7 protein-coding genes are annotated in these 13,610 nt (G+C 41.4%); 1 reads left to right on the forward strand and 6 read right to left on the reverse strand.

What is annotated here, in order from left to right:
- Nucleotides 1-19: 19 nt before the first annotated feature.
- From BM192_RS13390 to BM192_RS13415, 6 genes are all read right to left on the reverse strand, one after another.
- Nucleotides 20-2,926, reverse strand: coding sequence for a tetratricopeptide repeat protein (locus BM192_RS13390; protein ID WP_037439303.1), 2,907 nt, complete (start codon nucleotides 2,924-2,926; stop codon nucleotides 20-22).
- Nucleotides 2,927-2,993: 67 nt separating this feature from the next.
- Nucleotides 2,994-4,631 carry a S10 family peptidase gene (locus BM192_RS13395; RefSeq protein ID WP_083401137.1) on the reverse strand — a complete coding sequence of 546 codons (1,638 nt, stop codon included), beginning with the start codon at nucleotides 4,629-4,631 and terminating at the stop codon, nucleotides 2,994-2,996.
- Nucleotides 4,632-4,654: 23 nt separating this feature from the next.
- A complete protein-coding gene (locus BM192_RS13400) occupies nucleotides 4,655-6,193 on the reverse strand; it encodes a S10 family peptidase (protein ID WP_081857482.1) in 1,539 nt (512 codons plus the stop codon).
- A gap of 94 nt (nucleotides 6,194-6,287) precedes the next feature.
- On the reverse strand, nucleotides 6,288-7,808 hold the full coding sequence (locus BM192_RS13405; RefSeq protein WP_037439305.1) for a SusD/RagB family nutrient-binding outer membrane lipoprotein: 1,521 nt from the start codon (nucleotides 7,806-7,808) through the stop codon (nucleotides 6,288-6,290).
- A 32-nt stretch (nucleotides 7,809-7,840) separates the two neighbouring features.
- Entirely contained in the window at nucleotides 7,841-10,969 is a 3,129-nt protein-coding gene (locus BM192_RS13410) for a SusC/RagA family TonB-linked outer membrane protein (RefSeq protein ID WP_074964021.1), read from the reverse strand.
- 522 nt (nucleotides 10,970-11,491) lie between these two features.
- Nucleotides 11,492-12,172, reverse strand: coding sequence for an NAD-dependent epimerase/dehydratase family protein (locus tag BM192_RS13415; RefSeq protein ID WP_037439313.1), 681 nt, complete (start codon nucleotides 12,170-12,172; stop codon nucleotides 11,492-11,494).
- 201 nt (nucleotides 12,173-12,373) lie between these two features.
- On the opposite strand from BM192_RS13415, the gene pncB reads away from it, so the two are divergent.
- Complete coding sequence (pncB, locus tag BM192_RS13420) at nucleotides 12,374-13,564, forward strand: nicotinate phosphoribosyltransferase (protein WP_037439465.1); 1,191 nt, start codon at nucleotides 12,374-12,376, stop codon at nucleotides 13,562-13,564.
- Nucleotides 13,565-13,610 lie beyond the last annotated feature (46 nt).

Consider the following 13,610-nt stretch of genomic DNA (forward strand, 5'->3'; position numbering starts at 1 on the left):
TTATGGTAATAGTGTTAATTTATCTTTTGAAACCCGGTCCTGGCTGAACTGGTAACTGCGCAAGCTTCGCCTGCAATGCATCTGCTTTAGATTTTTGGTTAGCAGCCAAATATTGGGCTTTTAACGGACCATAAGCTTCCAGTAGATATGGATTTGCACCTAAGGCATTTTCCCAAGCTGCTACGGCTTCGGCCTTTTTCCCTTGTGACAGCAATATCTGGCCCGCAGTATAATTATAATCTGCCTGATTATAGAGATCTATCGCAGGTTTTACAGTGTTTAATTGTTTGAAGGCTTCTTCCTGATGCCCTGTTTCAATTAACAGCCTGGCATACCGAAGTTTGTCATTCTCACGCACCGGCGTTTTACCGCTCAGAAATGCCTGGATCAATTCGTCTGCGGCAGCTTTATTACCTTGAGCAACCTGGAAAGCTGCGATGCGAAGGGTATAGTCCGATCTTCCATTTCCCGAAGCCGCAAGTATACGCTGTGCCTGCTCCAGGGTCTTAACGGCCTCAGCATAGTTTCCGTTAGCCGCCAAAGCGTCGGCATACAAATTACGGTATTCATAATTCTGCGGTTTCTGCAGAACCAGCTTCTGTAATACCTGAACCTGGTCGGAATAGCCTAATCCAGATTTCAATGCAGCAGCAAAAGCAACCGCATCATCCCTTCTATCACGCAGATAAGTAGAGACGGTCGCACCGCTTTTGCCATAGGCACCCGCAGCATCGATAGCTTCTGCGATCATCCCATTTCTGCGGTACATTTCACGTAGTTGCATATTTACTTTAGCCAGCTCCTGATAATCCTGTTCTAGTTCAAATGATTTTTTCAGATACTTTGCCTGTTCACGCACAGCGGTCTGCAAATCGAGTTCTTTAGCGACAAAACGCGCAGCATACCACTCGGCATACGCTGCATAAACAGGTGCGTATTTCGCATCAACTGCTTCAGCTTTTTTCAACCAGTTTTCTGCCGATTTAAAATCCTTCCGCGTATTATATAATGCCGCATAACTCAAATATGCAGGGAGGTATTTCTGATCATAAACCAATGCTGTATCCAGATAGCGCGCAGCAAGTTCTCCGTCTTTTTGTTTAGCTTTCTCACTCAGATTCAAATAAACCTGTGACCAGTTACTAGCCATTGCCTGTTTGTCACCAGCGAGGTAAGCTTTTTCCTTTTTAACTAGTTTATCCAGAAATGCATACATATCCGGATCTTTTGTTTTCAGATCGGAAGTGGTATTCATAGACTTAAAATCCAGCGGATGTACTTTAACCGGTTCAAAATAGGCCGGATAAGTTTGTGCCAGGTACTCGCTTTCATTATTCTGAGAATAATAATCGAGTGTACGTTTCTCTTTCATCGCCTGATAGTACAGGGCCTTAATCTGACGGTTTTCGGCATCTGTAAGCACTCTTCCATGAAACAGGTGAACATATTCATGCAGAATCACATTTCTTTCCAGAAAAGCACCACGTTCTACATATTCAATTGCGGCAGCACCACTTCCTACTCCCCTGATATCCATCCACTGCCTGTTATCAAAGGTTGTCATAAAGCGGAAATAAGGAGAATTCATCGTGATTGCCAAATCGTTGTGTAACGGTGGAATCCGGAACGCATTATCCTGTTTAGACAGGAAAGGGAAATAAACCACAGCGGTAAACAACTGGTTCCAGGCCATAGCCTTAACCGTTTCACCTGGATAATAGCTGACGTCAGGAAATACCTTAATGAAATTCTCCATGTCTGTAATCTTAGTGGTCTGCAACTGATTACTGATCGAGTCATAAACTGCCAGGTAGGGAATCCTTTTGGATTTAATTACAGCCGAAAGTCCGTTATGAGCCGGACCATAATGTTTCTTACGCATTAAGATATTGCTGAAGATCTTTTGTGCCGAATCCAGACGAGATTTACGGTCCATATCAAAAGCAATATAATAAATAGAGGCTCTGCGCATTCCGGGAAGCACTGAAGCAGGATATTGTTTCTCTACTTCCCTGGTAATCGCAATGGCTTTATCCACCTGGTTTTGCCTTACAGCATCGTCAGATTTATCGAGCGCTTTTCTCACTTCGTCGTCGTCTTTTTCGGCATAATCGGCATAAGTAAGGTTGGTATGCCCGTTACCCCAATGCCAGTTGGTTTGAAAATGCAGCGGATTTACAGCCAGTGCAAGCTCCCACTGTGCTGCCATTGCATTCAGCTGCGTAGCATCAATTCTCCGCCAGATCGCATAGCCATAACTAAAACGGGCATCAGCGTTGTAAGGATCAATTTCAAGAGAACGTTTCAAAGGTGCTTCTGCCAGATCAGGTTGTTGATCCCAGAAATAAACGTCTGCCTCCAGTAAATACGCTCCCGCACTTTTGGGGTTCTTTTGCAGGACATCTGTAGCAATTTTTAATGCTTCTTTATAATTTTTCTGCAAGAGCCGGGTCCGGCCAAGCATTAGGGATAGTTTCTCGGATGGTTGTTTTTTCAGGGCAGCTTCGCAGATCTCAGCTGCTTCTGGTAAACGCCAGGCCTGAATTTCGAGGAAAGCCTTCAAAAGAATAGCTTTCTCATTGGAAGGTTGTTTTTTCAACACCTCATAAACCAGCTTCTCAGCTTGTTTCAGTTCATTGGTCAGGATCAGATAATCAGCTTTCAGTAACTGAAAATCTGGAGTCTGGTTACCTTTACCGTTAATGGTTGCTAGTGCCTGGTCCCACATGCCAAGCTGTAATAGCCTGGAGAGGCTCTCAACCTGATCTTTACCGGGTTGTGTGGCTTTTTTTAAGACTTCCTGCTGAAGCCCGCTGAGTTGTTTTAACGCCAGGCCTGCACTGTCAGGACTTAATGTTTGCGCCGAAAGGCCTGCAGCCTGTAAGGCGAACAGACAGGTCAGGTAGAAGTGGTTCTTTTTCATCATTTAGGGTTGAGAGATGAATATACAGCGCAACAGCTTTACGGGATAAAGCTGTTGCGCTGGTCTTATTTTATTTTACGGGAGCTGAATTAATCTCCTTCATAACATCGTTGTATAACTTATCTGCATCTTTTTTCACTTGAATCAAAGAAGGTTTATGTACATATAGCATGTGCCCCGCTTCGTAATAGGTGAAATTTACATTTTTTTTCTGCTCAGGTCTTAATCCCATCGTACTGAAAGTATACTCAGCTGCGAAATAAGGTGTAGCCAGATCATAATAACCGCAGAGTACCCACACCTTCAGGTAAGGATTTACAGCCATCGCTTTTCGCAGTGACTCTGCCACGTTCAAATAGCGATTCTGTACGTTATTATAGTTCCAGGGCTGCACACGTCCGCCAAGGATCTCATAGGGCAGATCATTTTTAAATTTCAGTTCTGCACGTACATAATGATTTAACGCTGCACTGTATGGTCCTGAAATCGTTCCGTCATTACTTGGATCGAACTCCGGGGTTACTCCTACATCATTATAATCACGTCCGGTAAATCTGCTGTCCAGACGTCCTACTGTCAGTCCTTCTTCCCTGCGCAGTTCTTTATCGAATTTATGAATGTCTATACGCAGGTTAGTCTGGCGGATATAGTCTTTGGAAAGACCAGTATAACGGCTCAGTTTATTCACTATATTTTCATACTCCGCAGCCGTAAGATCTGAACCTTTCATTAATGCAGTATGATATTCACCCAGCGCAAATGCCTCGACTTCTTTAAGGGTAGTTTTAAGATCACGCTGTAAATCGGCATCCAGTTTTTTATGGTACCAGGCAGTCGCAGCATAAGTTGGCAAAAATAAAGGGAAAGGCAGATCATTGCCGATATCAAACCTTGCAGTCTGCATATTCAGGATAGAACTGATCAATACGACACCGTTCAGATAAAACTTATATTTGCTCTGCAGGTATTCTGATAAGCCTGCAGCACGTGTAGTACCATAACTTTCACCAGCCAGGAATTTTGGAGAGTGCCAGCGGTCATAACGTGTGGCGTACAGACGAATAGCTTCACCCATACTTTGAATATCCTCATCATAACCATGAAACTGTTTATCATTTTCACCAGTTACTGCTCTGCTGTATCCGGTAGTTACCGGATCAAGGAACACCATATCGGTTTTATCCAGCCATGAATATTCATTATCGACATAGCTATAGGGCGGAGAAAGTACGTCACCCTTATCGGACATAAGTACTCTTTTAGGTCCGATGATCCCCATATGCAACCAAACAGATGAAGATCCAGGGCCGCCGTTAAAGGTGTAGGTCATTGGCCTTACTTTGCGGTCTGTCACGCCATCTTTGGTATAGGCTACAAAAAAGATATTTGCTTTAGGCTTGCCATCTTCAGTTTTTAACTGCAGATAACCCGTTGTAGCCGTATAGTTAATTACCTGACCATTAATGGTCACACTGTGTTTAGTACTAATCGGTTCGGGAATATTTGCCGAATTGGAAATAACATATCCACCCGGATCTAGCGGCAGCGAAACTGCTGCTGCTGCTTTACTGTCTGCAGCCAGTGGATTTACTGCGGCCGGTGCGGCCTGCCTTCCCTGTCCCGGCTGTGCCTGTACAGAAAGGACAAAAGCGGCCAGCAGGCCTGTTAAAATGCTGCGTTGTATATATTTTTTATGAAATAACTCCATGTGTATACATTTTTCAATTGTGATTATTTAATTTCTGCCAATGTATTCTTATAATACAGGTCGGCATCGGTCTTCATCTGCTGAAGTGACGGCATATGGATATATAGCATATGGCCGGCTTCGTAATAGGTGAAAGTCACATTCTTAGCCTGCTCCGGTCTTAAACCCATATGGTTCATAACATACCTGGAAGCAAAATATGGCGTTGCAAAATCATAATAACCACCTAATACCCAAACTTTCATGGAAGGATTTGTAGACATTGCCTGTCTCAGGTATTCTGCAACGTTCAGGTATTTATTCTGCACATTACTGTAATTCCATCGGCCGACTCCTCCGCCTAAAGTATAATAGGTCAGGTCACTGGTAAAATTAAGTTCCTTACCCATATAGCTTAACATACCTGCTGTATACGGGCCGGAGATTGTACCTGTATTACTTGGATCGTAAGAAGTAGACGAACCGGTATCATTAAAGTCTGTGCCGGTAAAGCGCGAATCTAAACGGCCCACAGTTTTCCCCTCTTTACGCAAAAGTTCTTTATTGTACTGAGGCAGGTCAATACGAAGATTGGTCTGTCTGATAAAAACTTCTGACAGTCCCGTATAAAAGCTTAGTTTTTTAACTACTGAGTTATATTCTGCTGTTGTTAATTTATCGCCTTTAACCAATGCTGTTGCATATTCATTAATTGCAAATTCCTCTGCTTCAGCGGTTAGTGTTTTCAAATCCTTAGCCTGCAATTCTGGGCTCAGTTTTTTGTAATACCATGAAGTAGCCGCATAACTAGGCAGGTATAATGGGTAAGGTAAGTCATTACCAATTCCGAAATTGATAGTTTGGAAATTTAAAACTGCGGAGATCAATACAATACCGTTCACGTACATTTTATAGGCACTCTGCAGGTAATTGGACAACCCAGATGCACGAGTTGTACCATAGCTTTCACCGGCCAGAAACTTCGGTGATCCCCAGCGTTTGTTCTGTGAGGTATATAACTTGATAAATTCGCCTACAGATTCTATGTCTTCCTGATAACCCTGAAATTCTTTTTTATCGACTCCAGGAGCAGCACGGCTATAACCAGTACCTATTGGATCAATGAATACCAGATCACTGTGATCTAACCAGGAATATTCATTATTGGTATAGGAATAAGGTGGTGTAAGTGCGTCTCCTTTATCGGACATTACAATTCTTTTTGGACCAATTACCCCCATATGTAACCAAAGGGATGCAGAACCCGGACCACCATTAAAGGTGTAGGTTACTGGTCTTTTAGTCAGATCGTTCTCATTATCTTTCGTGTAAGCCACATAGAATATCCTGCCCCGAAGTTTGCCCTCTTCGGTTCTTAGCAGCATATATCCAGTGGTCGCGGTATAGTTGATTACTTTACCTTTAATCGTTACAGATCCTTTTGTTTTTACAGTTTCTTCTACTTCAGGCCTGGCACCAAATATTGGCGTAGCGGCAGGGCTTTCTGTAGTAGATTTGGTCTGTGCATATGACAACTGAATGCCCAATGCAAGGACTACTAAAAATACTTTTTTAATCAGCATGTAATTAGTTTTTAAGTTGATGAAAGCAATCATGAGCTATTGCATCCTCTGCTTTAGCTCATGATCGTTCATTTTTTAGGAAATTTAGTTTTGCTTATTGACGTGTGTCCCAGAACACGCGATCCAACATATTTTTCCTTGCCGGAATGTTTGGATTACTGCTTTCTTCCGATAACGGATAAGGTAATATTCTTGGGATCTGATCGTAAACTGCTACCGAGATGGGTAAAGCTTTAAGGTTTGGATAACCTGTTCTTCTCCAGTCATTCCAAGGCTCCATCAATACACCAAAGTTCGCTACGAATTTTTCAGTAATTAATTGCTCGAGCTTCTGTGCAGTACTACCTGTTAAAGTACCATAAACAGATAAATAGGCTGTGATATCAGCAGCTGAAACTCCAGACTCTTCCATTGAAGATCTGATACCTGCAGCAAAAAACGTCTGTGCATCACCAGGCGCGTTCAGTGTCAAAGCAGCTTCCGCACGGATAAAATTATATTCTGCAAAAGTTAGCAATCTGGCCGGTGCATTCCCTGACCAGGTAATAGATCCATCTGTGATCGACCCATCAGAATTCTGAACGATTGTGTTAATCGTTGCATCACCTTTCAGGAAGGTATTTAGCCTTGAGTAAGCAACCGAAGAATTATCTAAAACCGTGGCGCCTTTATAAGTAGCCGGTGATGTATTGTATGGAAATCTGACAAAGTAAGAAGGACGACGTGGATCTGATTTCGTATTCATCATATCTACAAGCGTTTTATTAGGGAAAAATGCATTCCTGAATTGGCCGCCTTCAATACTGTTTATTGGATTCTGTCTACCGGCTTCCGCTAAATAGTTCATTTTAAAACTATCTCCGTTAGACGTCATAAAAGTCGCTCCGCTATTCACTAATGCAGCAATCTGACTGCTTGCGAAAGCCGGATCTTTCTGACTGTAGTGTAAATAAATCCTTAATTTTAGTGTATTCGCAAACTTAATCCATTTAGGTTTCATATCCGCCCATGAACCAGCGTAGATCGTTGTGTTCTGGTTCGGTTCAAAAACTGACGTCGGTGCATTAATGTCTGCAATACCGGCATCAATTACCTTAATCAGATCTGCATAGATATCCTCATCATTATCAAATTTAGGATACAAATTCTCTGCGAATTTAGCTGCTTCAGAATAAGGCACATCGCCCCATCCATCTACAGTAACCTGATAAACATAAGCTTTCAATATCTTGGCTACTCCTGCATAATGCGGGCTTGCTGAAGCTTCTGCTTTCGGTATAATTTTCCCTATATCGGCTAATAGTGTGGCAAAAATAGAGCTCCACTGATTATTTACATCAGAGTTATTAATATTATAGCGTTCGTACTCTTTAAAAGTTTGTGAAGTATTTGTAGTCTGACCGGAAAACTGCTGGATCATCAAACCTGAATACCTGAAAAGGTCACTTCCACCTAGATAACCAACATTCACTGTAATAGACGGTAGCAATTGTGCAACCGGTACATCCTGAACATTATTAGGGTCTTCATTTACATCATAGAATTTTTTGCAGGAATCGAACAGGCAGCCGAACAATACGAGGCCTGTACATATAATGGTTTTGTTGAGTTTCATAATCTTAATTGAAAATTTCTTAAATCAGTGAATTAAAATGTAGCTCTGATGGTTGCACCAAAAGTTCTTGCTACAGGCTGAATACCAAACTCTAAACCTCTAGCATTACTTACACCCAGTACATTTTGTTCAGGATCAAGATGTGGGAAATGAGGTGCGTAAGTCAGCAGGTTACGTCCATAGACAGAAATCTGAAGGCGGCTGATGAATTTAGTTCTTTCCAATAATTTTGACGGCAGGTTATAGCTGAAAGTTGCTTCTCTAAGTTTCAGGTAGGTCGCGTCAAGCACATAACCTTCCCAGGCTACATATTTACCAGAAAGACCCCAGTAATCCTGAGCACTTACATTCGTAGTATTTGGCGTGCCATCTGCGTGAACACCCTCGAACAGATAAGGTTTAGAAACTGTACCGTCTGCATTAAATCTATCAAATTCAGCTGTTTCTTTAGCTACACCGTTGATACGAAGATCTCCAACTGTCCTGGATAAAATGTCTCCTTTGTATTTGAAATCCAACAGGAATGAGAAGTTGAAATCTTTGTATGTAAAGGAGTTAGATAAACCAGCAGTGAATTTTGGATTGGGATTTCCAACTTGTCCAACTTGTGCAGTCGCCTGAGGTAAGCCATTTGCTTTGATAATCATGCGACCCTGATCATCTCTCAAATACATATTTGAGTAGATCAAACCATATTGCTGACCAGCAACGGCCTGTACGTTAGGTGAGGTAAAACCACCCAGGGAAATCATACTTACACCCGGAGCCAATTCTTTAACAACTGATCTGAAAGTCGTGAAGTTTAAGGACGCATCCCAAGTGAAGTTAGTCGTTTTAACAGCCGTACCAGCTAACAAAAACTCCAGACCTTTTGTAGATAATTTACCTGCATTTTTAACCTGTGTAGTAAACCCTGAACTAGGTGGAACCGGAACACCGAAAATCAGGTTTCTTGAATCACGTTTGTAAACTGAGAAATCCAAAGATAACCTGTTGTTAAAAAAGGCTAATTCTGTACCTAATTCAATCTCTCTTGTAAACTCAGGCGTAATAGCGGCGTTACCAGCAGCATTACTATAGGTATACCCTGCTAATCCGTTATAAGGAAAGTTAACTGCCGTTGAACTGAATCCGTCAGAGGCACCTGCAGTGACATAATAAGTACCTGTCTGATAGGAGTTTGCTGATTTACCAACCTCACCCACATTGGCTCTGATTTTCGCAGAAGTCAGGAAGTTACTTTTCAATTCCGGGAAAGCTTCTGTTGGTACAAAACTCAAGGCGATAGCCGGATAAAAGATCGATCTGTATTCTTTAACCAAAGTTGATGAAAAATCATTACGTGCTTTTAAGTTTAAGTTCAGATAGCTTTTGTAACCAACTGAAACGTCTCCAAATACACCCATTGATCGGATCTGCTCATATCTACCTTCTGCATTAAAAGTGGTAAAGTTTTTTAAGTTGGAAAAACCGGGAAGTGTAATTGAACGGCCGGTTGCCGCACTATATTTGTAATAGTTTGAAAGAACTTCATTACCTAAAGTTGCAGATAAATTGAAATCTCCATAGGTTTTATTCGCGGTTAAAGTGAAATAACTGCTTAAATTCCTGGTTAGATCATTAGTTTCAATAATACCACCTGCACCTGCTGAAGATGTATTTCCATTACTTCTAACGCCTTTATCATCAAATCCAACAAATGAATTAGTATAAACGTCAGCTCCGACTTTTAAATCTGCAGCTAACCAGCTTGTGAAGTCATATTTCAGATTTAAGTTTCCGTAAAATCTATTCAGCTCTTGTTTCGTAGTAACATGATCAATTGCCCAATAAGGATTTTCTTCCGAATTTGAATACCAGACCTGATTACCAGCCGCATCAGTTACAGGAAGTCCTGTCACATCATAAGATCTTGGTGCATAAATAGCTCTCCACAATGGGTTTGCTCCCTGATTACCAGCTTGTGTACGGTTAGATCTGTTGTTAATATAGGAGAAGGAGGTATTAATTTTGAATTTCTCTGTGATTTTACCACCCAGGTTTACGCTAAATGTATTTTTGTAAAGCTTATTTCCCGGTACCAGTGCATCTTGAGTATTGTTTCCATAAGAAACCCTGTAGTCATACTTCTCATCGGCTCCTGAGAAATTGATATTATTATCAAATGCAGCTGAGCTTTGCAGAATGTCACGCACATTATTCGGATAAGCCTGCAAAGCAACCTCTTCACCTAAAATATTTTTGACTTTCTGTCCTGCAATACGAGGTCCCCATGACGTTGCTCTTGCTACCCAATCGTTCGGTTTATCTGCACTGCCATAAATGCCCTGGCTACCCTGCGCATATTCATTTTGATACTCAGGGAATCTATTGATTACCCCGATTGTTGTATTAGAAGTAAAGGACACCTGGCTACGTCCACCTTTTTTTCCTTTTTTAGTCGTAATTAAGATAACACCAGAAGCTGCTCTTGATCCATAAAGTACCGTTGCTGCTGCACCTTTTAATACGTTGATGCTTTCGATGTCTTCAGGGTTCACATCTGAAGCTCTGCTTGAACTAGCCACACCGGCATTTACTGTATTTGAACCACCACCGTTATCGATTGGTACACCATCAATCACATATAATGGCTGATTACTTCTTGCAATACTGGAAAAACCACGGATGGTGACGTTAGAACTGGTGAAACCACCTCCTGAACCAGAAATCTGCACACCGGCAACTTTACCCGCAAGCGCATTCGTGATATCCGGAGTTGGAGATTTAGTTAAGCTCTCACCACTGACTTTACTAACACCATAACCAAGTGTTTTCTTGTCCCTGGCAATACCGAATGAAGTAACGACTACTTCTTCCAGTTTTTTTGAGTCTTCACCCAGAAGGATCTTATAATTTGAATCTCCGGTTACCTTAATCGTTTTATTGGAATATCCAATAAAGCTAATTACTAAGGTGGAATTCTGAGGGACCTGCAAGCTAAAGTTACCCTTGCCATCAGTAACTGTACCAGCAGTGGATCCCTCCACTTTAATTGATGCTCCGGGAATAGGTTGGTTGTCATCCTGGCCGATAACAGTCCCGGTAATTTTCTTGGTTTGCGCATCTGCTACGGAATAGCAGGTAAACAGAACCATAAAAACGAGTAATACTCTTTTCATAATTGTTTGGGTTAGGTTAGGTTAATAAGGTTTTTAAAAAGGTGGTCAGCCTTTCGTTTGATGTTTTTGTTCGTTGGGCAATTACTGATTTATTCTTGGTTAACTCAAAAATAGCGGGGTCGTTGATTTATTACCGGACAATTATTGTCCTGTGCTAATCAAAAATTGTCAACAAAAAGACATAAAACAAGCGATTTTCTCCAATATTTGATTTTTTTCAGGAAATGATGTCTAATTATTGTCCTAATAGCAAGTCCTAACCGTAATTGTCATGACTTAATCAAAAATTGGCCGCTTAAATCAGGCATTAACCCGGTACAATCAATAATTATCCATAATTTACGTGATTTGTAATTATAATGATACAATCCAGCAAGTTATTATTCAACATTCAGCCGAAACATATCCAATTTCTGGGTTTTAGTATAAAAAAAAAGACCCTAGCGGGTCTTCGGAATTTCGAAATTCGTTATTTGATAAGCTTTCAGGAATACCTTTCCCTCACTGCAATTATTGGAAATTCTATCCAGCGTTCAGCCTTGCCAATTGAATGATATCCTTGCCTTCCAGGATTTTTTTAGTGTATCCCCAAGTGGCTGCATTAATCATCGATTCACCCACTTCCTGTAAGGTACAGAACCCATTTGGATAAATTGCTCTCCCCACCGGGAATAACCAGCCTATATATTTATAAAAAGGCTGTGTATGCACCAGCCCTCCGATAGGTTTAATAAAGCCGGGACGAAAGGCGTATACTTCTCTAAAAGGAAGTTTCATCAGGTCGTTCTCTGTCTTCCCTTTCACTTTTGCCCACTTGCTTGAACCTTTTTCAGTACTATCTGTACCCGCACCGGAAATATAACAAAATGTCATCTCAGGATTTCTTTCACTCAATACAGTTGCCAGTTTGAGCGTTAAGGTGTAGGTTAGTTCATAATAGCGTTCTGCCGGCATCCTTATAGCGGAAACACCCAGACAAAAGAAGCAGGCATTATAACCCTCCAGTTCGTCTTCTAATCCTGTCCAGTCCATAAAGTCTTCCTTTATAATTTCTTTGAGCTTAGGATGGATGACATGACACGGTTTGCGGTTAATAACGAGAACATTTTTGACGGCGTCACTATTCAGGCATACCCTTAATACCCCCTCGCCCACCATTCCTGTACTCCCGGTGATAATTGCTTTGATAGCCTTTATTTTCATGATGCGTTAATTATTGATCGGTTATGGTTGATTTGTTTAGAATTGGAGCTGTTAATATACAAAAAACAAAAAAAACAGACCGTACAGAATCACCTTTTTAAACAGTTTCGAAAATTAAGCGCCAGGGAATAATTACCTTAGATCTTAAGTATTGCTATTTGCGGTATGATATATGTTAAATTCCCGCATCAGCTTTATTTTATGCCCGAACAATTGCATCAGATTCGACTCTCCTCTATCCTGGACAACGATTTTTACAAATTCACCATGCAGCAGGGAGTCATCCGGCTTTTCCCACGTGCTGTTGTCCGTTACCAGTTTATTAACCGTGGAAAACATACCTTCCCTGAAGGTTTTGGCCTGACTCTTAAAAAAGCAGTCGATAACATGGCCGGACTACAATTAACAAGGGAAGAGAAAGCATTCCTGCAGAACACCTGTCCTTACCTGGATCCTGTCTATCTTGATTTCCTGGAAGGATATCGTTTCCAGCCACATGAAGTACAAATTACTCAGAAAGATGGTCAACTTGAGGTTCATATTGAGGGATTATGGTACAGGACCATTTTATGGGAAGTCCCATTGATGTCATTGATTTCAGAACTATTCTATCTTACTACCGGCGCAGAAAGGGTGAGCGATGATGAAATTATCAGCAGAACAAAAGCTAAAATTGAAGGATATAAGAAACTGGGGGTTACAACAGCTGAATTTGGAACCCGCAGAAGATATAGTTATCATGTCCACCAGCTGGTTCTTGAAACGCTGAAGAAATTTGGCGGCGGATCCTTTATAGGTACCAGCAATGTCCATATGGCTATGGTTTACAAAACCAAACCTATCGGTACCCATGCCCACGAATGGTTTATGTTTCATGCAGCGAGATACGGGTTTAAAATGGCTAATGCCGTCGGTCTGGAGCACTGGGTACAGGTTTACCGGGGTGATCTCGGTATAGCCCTTTCAGATACCTATACTACCGATGTGTTTTTCAGACAATTTGATAAGATGTTTTCTAAACTTTTTGATGGCGTCCGGCATGACAGTGGCGATCCACTGTTATTTGCCGACAAAGTAATAGCACACTATCAGGCTATGGGAATAGACCCATTAACAAAAACTATTATCTTTTCTGATGCTCTTAATTTTGAAAAGGTGAACAGAATCCTGGAGTACTGTAAGGGAAAGGTTGGTCTTTCTTTTGGAATTGGAACTAATTTCACTAACGACGCCGGTCCTGCTCCTACCAATATAGTGATTAAAATGACAGAGGCTCAGCCTCAGGACGAAGATTGGACAGAGGTTATCAAATTATCTGACGAGCCAGGGAAACATACAGGTTCTCCGAAAATGATCCATTTAGGAAAAACTATTCTGAAAATAAACGACTAAATAAAAAAGGCTGCCGGTTCCCGGCAGCCTTTAAATCAGGTATAGT

It is taken from the genome of Pedobacter antarcticus (assembly GCF_900112985.1).
Taxonomy (GTDB): Bacteria; Bacteroidota; Bacteroidia; order Sphingobacteriales; family Sphingobacteriaceae; genus Pedobacter; species Pedobacter antarcticus.